The organism is Telluria sp. AC161 (assembly GCF_979258535.1).
Window position 1 is genome coordinate 3,583,579 of record NZ_OZ409861.1, and the last position, 18,305, is coordinate 3,601,883.

13 protein-coding genes are annotated in these 18,305 nt (G+C 62.1%); 2 read left to right on the plus strand and 11 right to left on the minus strand.

Going from position 1 to position 18,305, the window contains the following annotated elements:
• Positions 1 to 32: 32 nt before the first annotated feature.
• Positions 33 to 863 carry a glycosyltransferase family 2 protein gene (locus tag ACZ0AJ_RS15975; RefSeq protein WP_499455455.1) on the plus strand — a complete coding sequence of 277 codons (831 nt, stop codon included), beginning with the start codon at positions 33 to 35 and terminating at the stop codon, positions 861 to 863.
• A 122-nt stretch (positions 864 to 985) separates the two neighbouring features.
• On the opposite strand, the gene ACZ0AJ_RS15980 is transcribed toward ACZ0AJ_RS15975, so the two are convergent.
• The 6 genes from ACZ0AJ_RS15980 to ACZ0AJ_RS16005 form a co-directional block, all read right to left on the minus strand.
• A complete protein-coding gene (locus ACZ0AJ_RS15980; RefSeq protein ID WP_499455457.1) occupies positions 986 to 2,590 on the minus strand; it encodes an alkaline phosphatase D family protein in 1,605 nt (534 codons plus the stop codon).
• A gap of 183 nt (positions 2,591 to 2,773) precedes the next feature.
• Positions 2,774 to 3,433: a hypothetical protein gene (locus ACZ0AJ_RS15985; RefSeq protein ID WP_499455458.1), complete on the minus strand. Its 660-nt coding sequence runs from the start codon at positions 3,431 to 3,433 to the stop codon at positions 2,774 to 2,776.
• Positions 3,434 to 3,549: 116 nt separating this feature from the next.
• Positions 3,550 to 4,605: a glycosyltransferase family 9 protein gene (locus tag ACZ0AJ_RS15990; protein ID WP_499455460.1), complete on the minus strand. Its 1,056-nt coding sequence runs from the start codon at positions 4,603 to 4,605 to the stop codon at positions 3,550 to 3,552.
• Entirely contained in the window at positions 4,595 to 8,089 is a 3,495-nt protein-coding gene (gene dnaE / locus ACZ0AJ_RS15995) for a DNA polymerase III subunit alpha (protein ID WP_499455590.1), read from the minus strand. Before dnaE ends, ACZ0AJ_RS15990 begins: the two co-directional genes overlap by 11 nt.
• 124 nt (positions 8,090 to 8,213) lie before the next feature.
• Positions 8,214 to 9,752: a methyltransferase regulatory domain-containing protein gene (locus ACZ0AJ_RS16000; RefSeq protein WP_499455461.1), complete on the minus strand. Its 1,539-nt coding sequence runs from the start codon at positions 9,750 to 9,752 to the stop codon at positions 8,214 to 8,216.
• A gap of 190 nt (positions 9,753 to 9,942) precedes the next feature.
• Positions 9,943 to 10,629: a PEP-CTERM sorting domain-containing protein gene (locus ACZ0AJ_RS16005; protein WP_499455462.1), complete on the minus strand. Its 687-nt coding sequence runs from the start codon at positions 10,627 to 10,629 to the stop codon at positions 9,943 to 9,945.
• A 229-nt stretch (positions 10,630 to 10,858) separates the two neighbouring features.
• Between ACZ0AJ_RS16005 and ACZ0AJ_RS16010 the strand changes: the two genes are divergently transcribed.
• Entirely contained in the window at positions 10,859 to 11,740 is an 882-nt protein-coding gene (locus tag ACZ0AJ_RS16010; protein ID WP_499455464.1) for a sulfurtransferase, read from the plus strand.
• Position 11,741: 1 nt separating this feature from the next.
• Here ACZ0AJ_RS16010 and ACZ0AJ_RS16015 read toward each other — a convergent pair whose 3' ends face one another.
• From ACZ0AJ_RS16015 to ACZ0AJ_RS16035, 5 genes are all read right to left on the minus strand, one after another.
• Entirely contained in the window at positions 11,742 to 12,329 is a 588-nt protein-coding gene (locus ACZ0AJ_RS16015; protein WP_499455465.1) for a DUF4214 domain-containing protein, read from the minus strand.
• Between the two features lie 104 nt (positions 12,330 to 12,433).
• Positions 12,434 to 13,546 (minus strand): acyltransferase family protein, encoded by a 1,113-nt coding sequence (locus ACZ0AJ_RS16020; protein ID WP_499455467.1) that lies wholly within the window; start codon positions 13,544 to 13,546, stop codon positions 12,434 to 12,436.
• Positions 13,547 to 13,648: 102 nt separating this feature from the next.
• Positions 13,649 to 14,983, minus strand: coding sequence for a TolC family outer membrane protein (locus tag ACZ0AJ_RS16025; protein WP_499455469.1), 1,335 nt, complete (start codon positions 14,981 to 14,983; stop codon positions 13,649 to 13,651).
• A gap of 5 nt (positions 14,984 to 14,988) precedes the next feature.
• Complete coding sequence (locus ACZ0AJ_RS16030; RefSeq protein ID WP_499455470.1) at positions 14,989 to 16,341, minus strand: HlyD family type I secretion periplasmic adaptor subunit; 1,353 nt, start codon at positions 16,339 to 16,341, stop codon at positions 14,989 to 14,991.
• Complete coding sequence (locus ACZ0AJ_RS16035; protein ID WP_499455471.1) at positions 16,341 to 18,170, minus strand: type I secretion system permease/ATPase; 1,830 nt, start codon at positions 18,168 to 18,170, stop codon at positions 16,341 to 16,343. The genes ACZ0AJ_RS16030 and ACZ0AJ_RS16035 overlap by 1 nt, the downstream gene beginning before the upstream one ends.
• Positions 18,171 to 18,305 lie beyond the last annotated feature (135 nt).

An 18,305-nucleotide genomic window follows, 5' to 3' on the forward strand; every position in this document is an offset into this window, starting at 1 on the left:
TTGCGGCCTAGAGAGCATTTGTATCGGACACCATGCAGCAAACACAGACATTGTCGGTCGTGATCACCACGTACAACCGGCCCGACGCACTGGGAGCGGTGTTGGCCGCCTGTTTCTTGCAGGACGACAAGAATTTTGAAATCATTATCGCTGATGACGGCTCGACTGCCAACACGCGGGACTGCGTCGCGCGGCTGGCGGCAGGCGCCCCGGTGCCCGTCAAACATGTGTGGCAACCGGACGACGGCTTTCGCGCCGCCATGGCCCGCAACCGCGGCACGCTGGCGGCAACGGGCGACTATATCATCTTCCTGGATGGCGACTGCGTGCCGCAGCGCGACTTCATCGCCCGCCACCGCGCGCTGGCCCAGCAGGGCTTCCTTGTGTCAGGCAGCCGCATCCTGCTCAGCCAGGCGCTGACCGAACGCGCGCTGCGCGATGGTATCGACGTGGCCGGCCTGAGCGTCGCCCAGCGCCTGCGCCTGCGGCTGGCTGGCGACATGAACAAGTTCCTGCAGACGATCGTGCGCTGGCCCGACATCGCCCGCGTGCGCCGCAAGTTCAGCTGGCGCCGCATCAAGAGTTGCAACCTGGGGGTATGGAAGGCCGACCTAATCGCAGTCAATGGCTTCGACGAAAGCTTTACCGGCTGGGGCCACGAGGATTCCGACCTCGTGGTGCGGCTGTTTCATGCCGGCGTGCTGCGCAAGGACGGCGCGATGGCAACCGAAGTGCTGCATCTGTGGCATGCCGAAGCCGAGCGCGATCAGGCATCCAGCAACCGGCGCACCGTGCTCGAGCGCGCCGCCAACGGCACAACGCAGGCCAGCGTCGGGCTGCGTGAACATGCTGCCGCGAACTGACCTGACCTGACCTGACCTGACCTGACCTGACCTGACCTGACCAGTAGGGTGGGCGGGTTTCCCGCCCACGCGTTCAACCCGCCTTCGCACACCATGGAGCTTCATCAGGCCACGATCAGGCCTTAGACGCCCACTGCCGGCAACGTCTGCGCAAACTGCGAGACGCCGTCAAGATTGAACAGCTCGACCTTCATCGCCTTGGTGCGCGGGTCGATATTGACCTCACCAAAGAACTGGTAGCCAGAAAACGGCGAAGAATTCTGGATCACCGGACTTTTGGAAAACACCGCCGTGGGGCCGAAAGTCCTGTCGAGCACGCCCGGACCGAAGGCGCCGGCATTCATCGGGCCGGCGACGAATTCCCAGAATGGCGAAAAATTCGTGAACCGGGCCTGGGCCGGATCGTAATAGTGGGCCGCGCAATAATGGACGTCGGTGGTAATCCAGACCACGTTCGGGATCGCCTTGATACTGCTGAGCAGGCGGGCCATTTCGAGTTCGCGGCCAAGCGGCATACCATCGTTGCCGTTGGCGATCGCTTCCCAGACGTCTTCACCCCGGGCATTCTTGCCGTCGCCAACGTTCAGGCCGATGGGCATGTCGGCGGAAATGACTTTCCACGTTGCGGTCGAGGCTTTCAGCCCGGCGATCAGCCATTCCACCTGTGCACTACCCAGGAACGCCGAACTCGCGTCTTCCCCGGTTTGCAGATTGGCGCTGTTCGGACCGCGATACGTACGCATGTCCAACACGAACACGTCCAGCAGCGGGCCGTGCGAGATGGTGCGGTAAATGCGCTGCGGTTCGCTCTGCTTGTAATAGCGCATCGGCGCATATTCGAGAAAAGCGCGGCGGCCACGGGCCGTGAGGGTGGCAATGTTTTTCTCGGTATAGCGTGCGTCGCCCGACAAATCCTTGGCGGCGCTGTAGTTGTTCGTGACTTCATGATCGTCCCACTGCCAGATCTGCGGCACCTGGGCGGCAAACTTGCGAAAGTTCGCATCCAGCATATTGTAGGCATGGCGGCCGCGGTATTCCTTCAGTGTTTCGGCGACCTTGCTCACTTCCTCCGTGACCACATTGCGCCAGACCTGGCCGTTTTCCGCCGTCACCTGGGCCAGGATCGGCCCGTCGGCATAAATCGTGTCGCCGTTGTGGATGAAAAAGTCCGGGTCGCGCAAGCGCATCGCTTCATAGATTTTCATGCCGCCAAAATCGGTATTGATGCCCCAGCCCTGGCCGCACTGGTCGCCGCTCCAGTGAAACCGCACGGCCCGGGTGCTATCCGCAGCCGGTGTGGTCCTGAATTGCCCCGAGATGGTTTCGCTCTCGATTTTTGCATTATTGGGATCGACGTAGCGCACGCGCACGAAAACCGTCTGGCCGGCCGGCAAGCCGCCCAGGTCGATCCGGCTCGTGAAATCGGTCGCGTCACTGGCCGTGGGGCCGACGATGCGGCTGGCATTGCTGAAACGCTCGCTGGTATCGTAGTCGACGATCATCTGCGCAGTGCGGTCGCTGCGGCTCCAGATGATCGCCCGTTGATCGGTGATGTCGCCGAACTGGATCCCCGACGGCATCTTCGGCCGTTCCTTGTCACTGACACCGATGGCCGCATGGCTGCTGCCGCCGCAGCCCCCGAGCAACAGGGAGCCACCCAATGCCGAACTGCCCACCAATGCCCCGCCCTGGGTCAGGAAAGTGCGACGCGAATGCGATGAAGTCATGCCTGCTCCGTTCATGTAAGAGCAGGCAAGCTTATTTTTTCAATATGACGTGGGCATGAAATCGGCAACCGGATCGCGTCAGTCCTTGTAATCCAGTGCGTGGATGCCGCTCTGACGGTCTGCGTGGGCCGCCTGAAAGCCGGGCCGCTGTTGCCAGCGCTGCCAGCAGGCATCCTGAAATTCTCAGAGCTGTTCGGGCGGCGCCTGTTTGATCCACCTTGTCAGGTCTTCGGTTTCCGGAGCGAACGTAATGACTTCACTCATGATGACTCCCAGATCGACTGCCTCATCGTGTTTTCCCCAATCGAATAAGAGATCCAATTGTTGCGACTGGTGGCGGATTGCAGAATACCAGCTCGACATCTTTTGACGCTCAACCCCGCTATAAACGTCCGGTCTTGTTTCGAACGCGCCCTCACTTAACGGGGGCGTGTACCAATAAAACATGCCCCGGCTCTCATCGGTCGCCAAACGCCAGTATGCTACGCCAAGGGGGCATCTCCGACACATGTGACGAAGTAAAGTTTCCTTCGCATCTTCTGCAAGCCCGCGAGCTTCTCCTGCCACTGTAAAAAGACTATTGACTTTAACTTCAGTCTGGAACCGGACATACACAGCCGTTCCGTCGAAACTCGTGCCCGCGAAGTAGAACCAGGTTCTTTCGAAACGCGGAGCACTAGAGACATAGGGAAATGCGGACCAACTTTTTTGCAACCATGCCGTATCGTCGTAATCACCATACATATCGCTGCCATCGTTACCACCGCCACGGCAATTCAAATACTCGGGATTATTTGGATTTAATTGATTGCTATGATTATCGTTGTCCGACTTTTTAGACATTGGGATTCCACTATTATCAGCACAGGCATGCGCAACCAAAGCATCATACTGCAAGCCTGAGGATAGAAGATTCCTCAACTAATAAGGACCGTTTCCCCTTATTGTCCGTCCGCACCCTAGCCCACTCCACGCCTCGCCCCCGCCCCACCCCAGGCCCGCACCCGCGCAGCCACGTCCTGCGGCGTGATCGACCCCATGCAGGAGCAGGTCGCGGAGTCCGTGCAACCGGCGCACGGCTGGCGGGCAACCGCCACCTCGGCCAGTGCGCCCAGCGGTGCCCAGCGGCCCGGATCCATTGGCTTGATTGGCGGGAACAGCCCCAGCGTCGGCCGTCCCAGCGCTGCCGACAGGTGCATCGGGCCGGTGCTGCACGCTACCAGACCATCGCAGGCGCCGATCAGCGCCAGCAGTTCGTCCAGATCGAGCCGGCCGCACAGATTCTCCACGTTCGGCAGCGCCAGCAAAGCCGGCGCCTGCGCGGCCAGCAGCACGCCCTCGGCCCCACTGCCGGTGACGAACAGGCGCATGGCCGGATCGCTCCCCAGATCGCGTGCCAGCGCTGTGAAGTGGGTCAATGGCCATTCACGGGCGCTGCCATTCGATTTCGGATGCAGGATGACATGCCGCCGCCCCGGCGCCAGCAAGGCGTCGACGGCGACGCGCTGCGGTGCGGCCAGCCCGTACAACTGCGGGATCTCGGCCAGCGTCGGCACATGGTCGATGCCCAGCGGGCGCAACAGCAGAAAGTTCAGCTGCGCCTCGTGCAGGTCGGATTTCGCGCGGCTAAAGCGCGCCAGGCGGTTGCAGGTGAACCAGTGATACACGCGGTGGCTGGTGCCCACCCGGTTGGGCACGCGCGCTGCCTGCGCCGCGCGCGCCAGGCGCCGGTCGGGAAAGGCGAAGATCACGGTGTCGTAGTCGCCTTCGGCAAACAGGCGGGCCAGGTCGTCCGATGCTTCGAGCGTGATCACGCGGTCGAGATGGCGGCTGTGGCGCATGGCCGGCGCCACATAGGCGCGGCACAGCAGGTCGATTCGCGCCTGCGGAAAGCGCTGCTTGAGGTAGCCCGCCAGCGGCAGCGTCAGGACAACGTCGCCGATATTGTCGGTGCGGCAGATCAGGATGCGGCCAAAGGCCGATCTGCCGTCGGTCGGACGCGCGCTAGTACTCAACGGCGACGTCCTTCGCACCCAGCGACAGCTCCAGCGCCGCCTTGAGCGTATCGGATGGCGCCACGCGCCAGTCGTCGCCCAGTTGCACCGTGAACGGAATATCCTGCGTCTGCAGCCGCAAACTCACCGGCATCCCGTCATGCACCCGGTGCGGCTGCAGTATCTCGGCCAGGCGGGCTGCGCTGACCGACTTGTCGAGGTCCATCTCGAGCTTGTGGCCGTACTGGATGCGCGCCGTGGCCAGGTCGTACACCTTCTCGGCCGTGATGCGCAGGCCGCCGTTGAAGCGGTCTTCGGACACCTTGCCCACCACGAGCAAAAATTCGTCTTCCTTGAACGCGTTCTTGTTGGCCTCGAACACCTCGCTGTAGACCGTCACCTCATGCACGGCGGTCTTGTCGTCCAGCGCCACGATCAGGATCTTGCCGCGCTGCGTCATCTGCGTGCGGATGCCCGAGATCACGCCGCACATCATGCGCGGGTCGCGCGACGGCTCCAGGTCTTTCATGCGCGTCTTGGCAAAGCGGCGCACCTCTTGCGCGTACGAGTCGAACATATGGCCCGACAGGTAGTAGCCCAGCGCGATCTTTTCTTCGGACAGCTTCTGGCGGTCGGTCCACGGCAACGCCTTCACGTACTCGGGCGGCGCGACCAGGTCGGCATCGTCGCCACCGAACAGGCTGACCTGGTTGATGGCCGCCGCAGCCTGGCCGGCCGCTTCCATTGCGAACGACACCGACGCCAGCAGCACGGAGCGATCGACCCCGAATGCGTCCATCGCGCCGGCGCGGATCAGCGACTCGATCGTGCGGCGGTTGATCTGCTTGCGGTCGACCCGGTTGCAGAAATCGAACAGGTCCTTGAACTTGCCGCCCGCCGTGCGCGCGGCGATGATCGCTTCGATCGCGCCCTGCCCTGCGCCCTTCACGCCGCCCAGGCCGTAGCGGATATTGGTGACCTGCTTGCCCGTTTTCGAGCGCGCCTCGCCCTCCGGGGTGAAGCGGAACTGCGATTCGTTGACGTCCGGCGGCAGGATGGTGAGCTTGCAGACTTCTTTCGCATCCTCGACCAGGATCTTGATCTTCTCGGTGTCTTCCATCGCCAGCGACATATTGGCTGCCATGAACGCGGCGGTGTGGTGCACCTTCAGGTACGCCGTGTGGTACGACAGCAGCGCGTAGGCGGCGGCGTGCGACTTGTTGAAGCCGTAGCCCGCGAATTTTTCCATCAGGTCGAAGATCTCGTCGGCCTTGGCGGTGGTGAGGCCATCCTTGGCCGCGCCGGCGCGGAAGATCTCGCGGTGCTCGGCCATTTCTTCGGCTTTTTTCTTGCCCATCGCGCGACGCAGCATGTCGGCGCCGCCCAGCGAATAGCCGCCGACGATCTGCGCCATCTGCATCACCTGCTCCTGGTAGACCATGATGCCGTAGGTCTCGGACAGGATCGACTCGGTGCGCGGATCGGGGTAGTCGAACTTTTCGCCGTGCTTGCGCTTGCAGAAGTCGGGGATCAGGTCCATCGGGCCCGGGCGGTACAGCGCGACGAGCGCGATGATGTCCTCGAAGCGGTCGGGCCGTGCATCCTTGAGCATGCCCTGCATGCCGCGCGACTCCAGCTGGAAGATCGCGACGGTCTTGGCATCGGACAGCAGCTTGTACGACGCGCGGTCGTCCAGCGCCAGCTTGGCGAGATCGAATTCGCTCTCGGCCGGATCGAGCTCTTTGATGTACTTGACCGCGCGGTCGAGGATCGTCAGCGTGGTCAGGCCCAAAAAGTCGAACTTGACCAGGCCCACGGCCTCCACGTCGTCCTTGTCGTACTGCGAGACCACGCCGGTATCGCCGCCCTGCGTGTACAGCGGGCAGAAGTCGGTGAGTTTGCCCGGCGCGATCAAGACGCCACCGGCGTGCATGCCGATATTGCGCGTGATGCCTTCGACCTTCTGCGCCAGTTCGAGCAGCGTCTTGACCTCTTCTTCGTTCTCGAGGCGCTCCTTGAGCATCGGTTCTTCTTCGATCGCCTCGGCAATCGACACCTGCTTGCCCGGCTTGAACGGAATCAGCTTGGAGATGCCATCGCAGAAGTTGTAGCCAAAGTCGAGCACACGGCCCACGTCGCGGATCGCGCCCTTGGCCGCCATCGTGCCGAAGGTCGCGATCTGCGAGACCGCATCGCGCCCGTACAGGTCTTTCACGTGCTGGATGACGAGTTCGCGCTTTTCCTGGCAAAAGTCGATGTCGAAGTCGGGCATCGAGACGCGTTCGGGATTCAGGAAACGCTCGAACAGCAGGTTGTACTTGAGCGGATCGAGGTCGGTGATCTTGAGCGCATACGCCACCAGCGAACCCGCACCCGAACCGCGGCCCGGGCCGATCGGCACGTCGTTGTTCTTGCCCCACTGGATGAACTCGGCCACGATCAGGAAGTAGCCGGGGAACTTCATGTTGATGATCGTTTGATTCTCGAAGTCCAGGCGCGCTTCGTAGCGCGGGCGCTCGCGTTCGCGCTCCGCCTCGTTCGGGTACAGCTGCAGCAGGCGGTCTTCCAGGCCTTTCTTGGTCTCGGCGATCAAAAATTCATCGATCGTCATGCCCGGCGTCGGGAAGTTCGGCAGCTGCGGTTTGCCCAGCGTGAGCGTGACGTTGCAGCGCTTGGCGATTTCGACGGAGTTGGCCAGCGCGCCCGGCAGGTCCCTGAACAGCTCGGCCATCTCGGCCTGCGACTTGAAGCACATGTTCTCGTTGAAGCGGCGCACGCGCTTGGCGTTGGCCAGCATCTCGCCTTCGGCGATACAGACGCGCGCTTCGTGGGCGATGTATTCGTCCTTGTCGAGGAACTGCACCGGGTGCGTCGCCACGACCGGCAAGCCGAGGCGCCCGGCCAGTGCCACCGAGTGGCGTACCTGCTGCTCCTGGTTGAGCTGGCCGGCGCGCTGGATCTCGATATAAAAATGGCCCGGAAACACGCGCGCCCAGCGCGCGGCATTGGCTTCGGCGCGGGCGATGTCGCCATTCTCGATGGCCTGGCCGATGTCGCCAAAGTGCGCGCCCGACAGCACGATCAGGCCATTGGCCTGCGACTGCTCGGGATGCAGGGTCGAGGTGGACGTGGTCAGCGCTTCGAGCCATTCGGCGCGCAGTTCGGCGCGGCCCTTATGCTGGTTGGTGAGCCAGGCACGCGCCAGCAGGTCGCACAGCTGCAGATAGCCGGTGTGGTTCTTGGCCAAAATGAGCAGGCGGTGCGGCTTGTCGCGGTTGTCGTCGTTGGTGATCCATGCATCGACCCCGACGATCGGCTTGACGCCCTTGCCGCGCGCCTCTTTGTAGAAGCGCACCAGGCAAAAGGTATTGGCCAGGTCGGTCACGGCCAGCGCCGGCTGCCCATCCTTGACCGCCGCCTTGACCAGCTCGTCAATACGGACCAGGCCGTCGACGATGGAGTATTCGGAGTGGATGCGCAGATGGGTAAAAGTCGGGGAAGTCATCCCCGCATTTTACCGCGCCCGGGCTTTGCGCGGAGGGGCCGGCGAGGTCTGTGGGTCCAGGGGGCGGGTCAGCGTGGCGTTCTCGCCAACATGGTGCTTCGACGATCTGAAAGCTGGAGCCGCCCTAGGCAGCCACGCCCAAGGCCTGCAAAACCGGCAGGCGCGTTGTTTCGAACGCATGCGCCTGGCTGCGCAGCATCTCGGTCTGGCGGGCGTCGTCCAGCACCGGCTGGCCATCCTTCATGATGCGCTGACCTTGCGCCTGCAGCGCCGCCGCCGCGAAATCGGCCAGCGCCCCGAGGCTGGCCGCACCACTGCTGCGCGCCAGCAGAAACAGCTGGTCGATGCGGCGCACCGGGAAGCCGCCGCCCGTCACCGGCGAGGCCAGGCAACCGACATCTTCGGCGTAGCGCGCCATGGCGCACAGGCGAGCGTTGAGGAGCAGCGCGCCGGCCCTGGCATCAGCGATTGCCTCGTCGGCCTGGGCCGGGTGCAGGTTGCCGGCGCCGGTCAGCAGCATGACCGCCTCGACGATCCCGGCCAGCGTCGCGCCGTACGGGGCCAGCGTGATTTCGAGTTCGCCCAGGCTGTGCGGCCGGTGGTCGGCCAGCGCATCGAGGATCGGGCGGTAAACCTCTTCGTGCAGGTTCGCTTCGCCCAGCGCGCCGCTGACCTTGAGCTTGACCCTGGCGGCCGGCGTGGCCAGCACCACGCGCATGGCGCGCAGGCGCTCGGTGCGGTCGGCTGGCGCCAGCGGGCGCGCGCCGCGCACCCAGTAATCGCGCCGGAACAGGCGGTTGACGATGAAGTCGCGCGCCGACTCGCGAAAACCGGCGTCCGGAATCGCGGCGAGCACATCCTGTTGCTGCGCGGTCAGGTTCAGCATCGGCACGTGGTCGATGAACTGGGCCGACGTGGCGTAGCTCAGCCGCGCACCTTCCATCCAGGTGCGCATCTGCGCGAACGGCATCGGCTGCCAGTCGCGGTTGAAATATTCGTGTGCCAGATAGCGCGGGTCCTGGCTGCGCAGACGCTTGAGGTGCTCGGCCACCTCGGGATTGACCTTGCCGTACAACGCCCCGCTCGCGAGCAGCCCGTCGACAAAGTCGAGCGCCGCGTCGATGCGCGCCGCGGGGCCGATGCCGGGTGGATTGAGGGCTGCGTCGAAGCCGGCCATCAACTCGGTCAGCGGTCCGGTCGCGGCCCAGCCGGGCTGGGTGTTGTAGCTGACGTAGACGACACCGCCCACCTTGAGCTTGCGTTCGATGAAGCTGGCGATCACGCGGCGGTTGGCATCCGACACCCAGCTCCAGATGCCGTGCAGCGCGATGAAATCGAACTGCGGCAGATCGGCGCGCTGGCAATACGCCTCGAAGGCCTCGTCGGACAAATTGGCTGCCAGCGGCAAGTCCTGCGCCAGCTCGCGCGCAAAACCGACCTGGGCCGGATTGAAATCGGTGCCATGCCAGGCCGCGCCGCTGGCGGCCGCATGAATATTGATGCTCATGCCCTGGCCAAAGCCCAGCTCGCAAGCGGTCTGGATATCCGGAGGAACAATGCCCTCTTCTAACAGGGCCAGACGTGCACGCAATGGGTTGAGTTCGGGATAGTAGCCGTAGGTATAGGCTAACTCGGTCATATAGCCTTCGGACCAGTCGTGCATGGCGTTCCTGTCGGTGATGGAGCAATGCGAGGCACTCTAGCACGGCCTATCCGGGCCGCATATGGCGACCTTGCGCGACCATCCGGCACGGTGTGTTGTTAACGCAAAAACGTCGTTCCTGCCTGCGCAGGAACGACGTTTTTGATGTGCTGTCAGCAACGCGCCAGTATGCCGGCGCGCCGTGCGGCAATTAGCCGCGCTTGTTGCGACGGGTGAATGCCAGGCCAGCCAGCGCCAGACCCATCAGGGCAACGCTGCTTGGCTCAGGCACTTCAGCCTCGAGGCCGGTGACGTTCAGATTGTTCACGTTCACGGTCAGGCCTTTGTCCAGACCCAGGGTGCGAATGCCGATCGCGTTGAACGACGTCAGGTTCGAGTTACCGGTTGCCATCAGATCGGCGCCGGTCAGCGACGACTTTTCTTCAGCCGTTGCATTGAGCCACATGTCGAAACGGTTGTAGGTCGTCGAGCCAGCGGCCTTGTACAGGTTCGCAAAGATGTTGTAGGTGGTGCCTGCAACCAGATTGCTGTTAGGCATGAAAGGACCACCCTCGCCGCCCAGGCGTGCGAACAGGTCGTTGGTGCAGCTGCCACCCGTGCCGCAGTTTGCCTTGAAGCCGACGTTCGGGCCTTTGTAGGCTTCGGACGTGTTGTTCGAGTTGCCGAACCACAGAGCCACGAAATCGTTGCTGTCAACCGTGGCGCCGGTGTAGGTGAAGTTGAAGTCGATCAGCACGCTGCCGCTCTGGGCTGCCGGCATCACGTTGGTGTAGGCAGTGTTGCTGTCCGAGTTGAAGGTCAGCGTCGAAGGAATGGTAGCGGCCGAAGCGGCACCGGCAGTCAGCGAAAGGGCCAGCAGAGCGATATTACGGATCATTGTTGTTTTCCTAGTAGATCAAAGTTTGAACAGCACTGCCCCCTATAAGCAAGCTTGATGCCAGCTAAGTGCTTACCATTAAAATCAATGACTTATTTGATACGCATCAATGCTCTGGTGCAATCGTGTAAATCTATCCGACAAGCATATGGCGCTTACCTGGTGGTTGGCGGGGCTGGCTGACTTATAATATCGACCTGTTCGTTCACCGCTTTTCTTCTTTATCGCCATGTCCTCCGCACAACAGTACGTCAACATCGCCGCCTACAAATTTGTCACGCTCGACGATCTGGAAAGCCTGCGCCCGCAGTACCAGGCGCTGTGCAACGAGCTTGCCCTGAAGGGCACGGTGCTGCTCACACCGGAAGGCATCAATATGTTCTTGTCGGGTACGCGCGAGCACATCGACACGTACCTGGACTGGGTGCGCAGCGACGCCCGCCTGGCCGACCTGACGTGGAAAGAAAGCCTGTCGACCGAACAGTCGCACAAGCGCATGCTGGTCAAGATCAAGAAAGAGATCATCACGATGCGCATGCCGCTGATCAAGCCCGAACTGGGCCGGGCGCCGGCAGTCGATCCCGTCACGCTCAAGCGCTGGCTCGACCAGGGCCACGATGACGACGGCGTCGAGGTCGTGATGATGGAAACGCGCAATGCCTTTGAAGTCGACGTCGGCACGTTCGAGAACACGCTTGATTACCGCATCGACAAGTTCACCGAGTTTCCCGAAGTCGCGGCGCAGCACCGCGATGCGCTGGCTGGCAAGACAGTGGTGACCTTCTGCACCGGCGGCATCCGCTGCGAAAAAGCGGCGATCCACATGAAGGAAATCGGCTACGAGCGTGTGTACCAGCTCGAGGGCGGCATCCTGAAGTACTTCGAGGACGTCGGCGGCGCGCACTATACGGGCGACTGCTTCGTGTTCGACTACCGCACCGCGCTCAATCCGAAGCTCGAGCCGACCGAAACCGTGCAGTGCTTCGCCTGCCGCGCCGTGGTAACGCCGCGCCAGCAGTTATCGCCTGATTATGTGTATGAGGTGTCGTGCCCGCACTGCATCGGCAGCAACAGCGCTGGCCAGGCAGCAGCCGGCGAGGCCGCGGCCTGATTCACGCCAGCGGCGCCACGCCGATCAGGCCCACATCGTCGATGGCGGTGCCGTCGGCGCCCACGATGCGTGCGATCCACGTATCGACGACGACCGGGTCGGTCGCATCGAGCGCAGTCTTCACATCCTTGACGGTGGCAAGAAATTCCATGGCCAGCTCTAACCCCGCATCGCGGCTGTAGGCTGCCACTTCGTTGGGCGTATCGAGGCGCAGCGTGAAGACAGTGGCGGCAGCCGCCTTGCCGTTAAAGGCGACCGCATCGGTGCCGACCGCCGCCTCTGCAATTTCCCTGACTGCGTCGTCGATCGCGATGACGCCCCTGTCCATCAGGCTGGCCCAATAATCGACGCCAGCGGCTTCTGCTTCGCGCCCGAACAGGTGGTCGTAAATCTTGGTGACCACGGTGCGGCTGTCCATGTGGCTGTAGTTGTCACGGTATTCCTCGGCAGCGGCAAACGATCGCGAGATATCGGCCAGCGTGGCACCGCTGCCGAGCGTATTCACCCAATACTCGAGCCCGGCTGGGTCGGCCGGCCGGCCAAAGTAGGCAACATAAAGTTGTTGGACTCCGACTGTATTGACGGCCATGTTGAGGCTCTCTCAGGCTAATAATAAAATGATACTACTCCAGCCAGGCCCGGGCGTCATCCTTATTGTCGGCGCCGACATCAGCCTGCCGAAGCGGACTGGCGCTACGCCTTGAGCGTTTCCTTTGCCTCGTGACGCGCTGCCCCGTAACTGCGGCGCATGCGCAGGAACGGCTCTTCGATGATGTGATAGCTGAGCGTGGCCAGAGCCCAGGTGGCACCATACGTCACGGTGAGCATGAATACCACATCCAGCCAGCCGATACCGAACGGACGCACCGTCCCGACCTGCGTCGCCAGCGTATGCAATAGCGCCATGTGGAGCAGATAGAACGAGAAGCTGATCTTGCCGCCGTGGGCCAGCACGCGCTCGACAAGCGCCGGCAAACGCAGCGCAAGCGAAGTCCAGCCCAGGATTACCAACGCCCAGCCCGCGCTTTCAATAAACGACCAGATAATCCAGAACGCCGAATGTGGATTGCTGCCGAAACTGGCCACACGGTGCATCAGCGCCGTATCCCACATCACCAGCGCCACGCTGGTCAGCGTGAGCAACGGCGCGAAGCGACGCAATTGCGCCGTGTAACGCGCATACGCCATGGCGGCGATCATGCCGATAATGAACTGGTCGAAGCGGCCGACGAACGTGCTGAAATACATGAGCGTGCTGTTGGTGTTGACGGTGAAAGCGGCCGCCTTGAAAAACAGCAGCAAAATCAGCCACCCGGCCAGATAGCGCATGCCACTGTCCATCGCGAAGCGCGCAAGAAACGGAAACACCAGATAGAACAGGAACTCGAGCGAAATCGTCCAGGCGGCCCCGGTGATCGGCGTGCCGGAGGTTGGCGCCAGGCCCAGGTTGGTCGCGAACAGGTAGAGCAGATCGGCCGGCTGAAACTTGTCCCGGCCGATCGAGGTAGCGACCAGGAAAATCACGAGATACAGCGGCAGGATGCGCAGGATGCGGTTGCGCAGGAAGTCCGCATACACAATCTGACGCTGGTGCAGCGCGATCAGCATGAACAGGAAGCCCGACAGTGTGAAGAACAGGCCGACGCCGGTATGACCTTCAATGATCAGGGCGCCCCATGAGCTGCTCAGGCCGGTGCCGCCCAGGCCGCGGTATTCGAGATGAAAGTGGAACAGGAAGACAAGGGTGGCAGCAAGCCAGCGCAGTTGGTCAATGCGCGGGTTGTATTGGATGTTCAGCGATTGCATGCCTGCCCTCTTGTCTAAGAGGTTTATTGTAGCGTTACTGGATCGAAATAGTCGGTCATTCGCGGCTGACCCGAACGGCTGGCCTGTCCGCGAATCCTGCGGTTACCGGAAGTACGCAGCAACCTCGCGCACATCCTGCACTGACACCGTACCGGTCAGCGCGCGCATGCGCAAAATTCCGACCAGATAGGCATACCGGGCCTGCGCCAGATCGCGCTGATTGGTAAACAGCTGTTGCTGCGCATTGAGCAAATCAAGATTGATGCGCACGCCGCCTTTGATGCTTTGCTCGGTCGCCGTCATCAGGAGCTTGGACGAATCCACCGCTGCCGCGAGCGCATCGACTTTGCGGCCGCTGCTCACGACCAGGCTGTGGGCGCGGCGCAGGTCAACCATCAGCTTGTCGGTCCGGGCATCGACCTCGGACTGTACGCGCGCGTAGTTCGCCGCCACCTGGCGCGTCTGCGCATTGACTGCGCCGCCGCTATAGATCGGAATGGTCACCTGCACACCGAGACTGCGGTTGGTGATGTCCTGTCCCAGCGTGTTGATCGTTTCGTTATCGCCCTTGCTGTAGGCGGCGACAAAATCCACGCGTGGAAGATGTCCAGCCTTGATGCGGCCGATTTCCAGGCGGGCGTTTTCCACCGCCAGGCGCGCAGCCGACAATTCCTTGTTGTTCTTGAGCGCCAGTGCGCTCCACTCCTCGAACGATCCCGGGGTCAGCGTGCCAACGCGAAATCCTTCGGCCAGTTGCTCCAGCCCTCCCGCGTCGCCGCCGATGATGCCTTCGAGCACTTCACGCTGGGCCTTGGCATTGTCCTGCGATTCGATCAGCTGGGCTTCGGCCAGGTCGAGCCGGGCCTTTGTCTCGAGACTGTCGGTCTTGGTGCCCTCGCCGTTTGCGAACAGGCGCGAGTTGACCTTTTGCTGTTCCAGATACACGTCACGTTGCACGCGTGCGAGTGCGAGCTGGTCTTCCGCGAACAAGGCGTCGAGATAAGCGGTCACGACGCGCACCGCTACTTCATTGGTGTCGGCCTTGAACTGCTCGGCGCCCTGCTCGGTCTGGACCTTGCCCTGGCGAAAGCGCTGGATGGCGTCCATATTGAACAGGGGCTGGCGCAGCTGCACCACGGCCGACGTGTTGTTATAGCGCGGGTGGTCAAGCTGGGTGCGACCGTTGGCCAGACTGACCTCGCGATCGGTCACGTTCTTGTTGCGGCTGTAGCTCGACGACAGAACCGGCAGCAAGCCGGAACGGCCCAGCACGCGGTTTTCCCTGGCCGCCTCGTTGGCATAGAACTGCGAACGGTAAGTCGGATCGTTCTTGAGCGCCGCCTGGTACGCTTCTTCGAGCGTGATCGCGCCGGCCTGGCCGGCAGCGAGCACTGCCACCGCGGCGGCCAGCGTGCGCCTGATGTTCATGATGCGCATCGCCATTACTCCTCGCCCAGCGCCGAGTGCGCACGGTCGATGATCGGCTTGATGAGGTAACTCATCATTGTGCGCTCGCCCGTCTTGACGAACAGGTCGACCGGCATGCCGGGGATGATATCCAGCTTGTGGGTAGCGATTTTTTTCGCGCCTTCTTCGGTCACGCGCACCCGGACCTTGTAGTACGGGTTATTGGTTTTTTCATTCACAAGACGGTCAGCCGAAACGCGCACCACTGCGCCTTCGATATGCGGTGTCTTGTTGGCATTGAACGCCGAGAAGATCAGCTCAACCGGCAAGCCGGGCTGCACTTTGTCCACCAGGTTCACCGGCAATTCGCCCTCGACGATCAGCGCGTCGCCGCTCGGCACGATGTCCATCATCTTGAAGCCGGGCGGCACCACGCCACCATTGGTAAACACTGCCAGGTCGACCACAGTCCCGTCCACCGGCGCCTTGACTTCGACATTGTTCAGATCGAATTGCTGGGCCAGCAGCCGTGCGTTCTGCGCTTCAGCTTCGCGCTGCACATCGTTCAGCTGCGTGCGCACTTCTTTCTGGTAATCCTGCAACCGCTGCGAGCGGCGCAGTGTCAATTCGAGCACCTGGCTTTGCGCGCGGCCGATATTGCCGATGTCTTCAGAGATCAGCCCATTGAGCTGCGCATACGTACGCTCGAGGTCCAGCAGGCGATTGCGCGCTACATAGCCCTCTTTTGCCAGTTCGCGCATCCCGCCCAACTGCTCTTTCAGGAAATCGACCTGCTCCTTCTTACTGGCACGCGATTCCTGCAAGCCGGTCGTCTGCAATTTGAGGCCGGCGATATTCTGGTCGATGCCCGAAAGTTCATTTTGCAGCGACATCCGGCGCGATGCCAGCAAGCCTTCTTGCAGCATCATCATCTCGGCCACGCGCGGTTCGTTGCGGCGCTTGAGCAGCTCTTCCGGGAAGGCGATCGTCTTGGCGCCATCGCGTTCGGCGACCAGGCGTGCTTCGCTGGCGCGGGCGCTCAGGTATTGCCCTTGCGTGATGTTGAAATTGGACTGTGCAAGAATCGGGTTCATCTTGACGAGGACCTGACCGGCCTTGACGACCGCACCATCGCGCACCAGGATTTCCTGCACCGTGCCACCGCTCTGGTGCTGTACCGATTTACGGCTGGCTTCTTTTGCGACGGTGCCCGACATCGGCACGCCCTTGTCCAGCGGCGCCAGCATGGCCCACAGCATGAAACCGCAGAACCCCACCAGCACCACGATCCAGCCGATGCGCGAATAACGGCTCGAATCGGTATTGACCTCGAGTGGCGTCACATCATGCGTGACGACATCGGTCGCTTCATTTTTCAGGAGCTTCATTATTTGGTCCCTCCGGTCGTCATTTCAGGCGCTGGCGCAGGCGCAGTTGGCGCCGGTGGCGTTCCCGGGCCAGGCACTGGCGCCGGTGACGGTGCCGGTGCCTGACCTTGGGCGGCGCCCTGCTGCGCGAGCATGGCTTTCTTGTTGGCTTCCTGCAGCGCCGCGAGCACATCGTTGGTCGGGCCGAAGGCCTGCGCCGCGCCATCGCGCAGCAGCAGCAGCTTGTTGGTTGCGCTCAGGATCGTCGTACGGTGCGTGATCAGGACAATCGTCTTGCCGCGCTGGCGCAGGTCCATCACGGCTTTCACCAGTGCTTGCTCGCCGACGTCGTCGAGATTCGAGTTCGGCTCGTCCAGCACCAGCAGGGCCGGATCGCCGTACATTGCGCGGGCCAGGCCCAGACGCTGCTTCTGGCCGCCCGACAAGCCGGCGCCGCCATCACCCAGCGGCGTATCGTAGCCAGCCGGCAGGTGCAGAATCATGTCGTGCACGCCGGCGCGCTTGGCCGCCATCACGACCTTCTCGGGATCGACTTCGCCGAAGCGGGCAATGTTTTCGCTGATCGTGCCGCCGAACAGCTCGATGTCCTGTGGCAAGTAGCCAATGTGCGGACCCAGCTCGGCCTTGTTCCATTGGAACATGTCAACGCCATCGAGGCGCACCTTGCCGACCATGGCGGGCCACACGCCTACCAGCAAACGCGCGAGGGTCGACTTGCCGGACCCGCTCGCGCCGATCACGCCAAGCACGTCGCCGGCGTTGATACCGAACGACAGGTTTTTGATCACTGGCGACTTTCCGCCTGGCGGGCTGGCGGTGACGCCTTCGGCGGTCAGGGCACCGGTCGGCGCCGGCAACTGCATGCCTGCCTCACGCGCCGGATTGAGCTCCAGCAGCTTGTTCAGGCGCTCCATTGCGCTGCGGGTGCCGCTCCACGATCTCCAGACGCCAATCACCTGCTGCACCGGCGCCAGCGCGCGGCCTACCAGGATCGAGGCGGCGATCATCATGCCGCCGGTGATCTTGTTTTCAAGCACAAGCAGCGCACCGAAGCCCAGCACGAGCGACTGCAGCGAGACTTGCACAAACTTGGTTGCCGCAGCGATGCGCGCGGCTTTTTCGCTGGCGTCGGCCTGCAAACCCAGAAACTTGCTGTGGGTCTTGAACCAGCGCGTGATCAGGTTCGGCAGCATGCCCATCGATTCGATGACTTCGGCATTGCGCAAATTGTTGGTGGCCATATTGTTCGACGCGATTGCGACCGTGTTCGCTTCTGCCAGCGGGGCCTTGGTGACGCGTTCGTTGACATATGCCAGGATCACCAGGATCACGGTGCCGCTGAGAGCGAACCAGCCGAGCGAAGGCTCGAAGAAGAAGATCACGATCAGGTAGACCGGGAACCACGGTGCGTCAAAGAAGGCGAACAGCGCGTTACCGGTCAAGAACTGGCGCAACGTCGTCAGGTCGGACAACGACTGGCCGGCATTTCCGCCGGCCTGCTTCAGGTTCTGTTCAAAAGCAGCGGTGTACACACGCTTGTTGAGCAGCATGTCAAAACGCGCACCCACCCGTACCAGCACATAGGCACGCACCATCTCGAGCCCCGACATCAACAGATAGGCGCCGAGCATCAGCACGGTCAGCATGAGCAGGGTGATCTCGTTGCGACTGGCCAGCACGCGGTCGTACACCTGCAGCATGTAGAGCGAGGGAACCAGCATCAGGAGGTTGGAAATGGCGCTGAAGGTGCCGACGGTCCAGAACGTGCTCTTGAATGTAAGCAGCGCCTGTCCGATCTCGGACTTCTTGTCGAAAATTTTGTTATTCATTGGCCTGAAGTAACACAATGGGAAAGTACTGGTCCTGCGTTAATCACGTCAACGAGAGACAAGCGGGCATGACATTATCGCCGATTCCGACTAAAAAATGTGATGCACATCACATTCAACAGGTCATATGTTGGT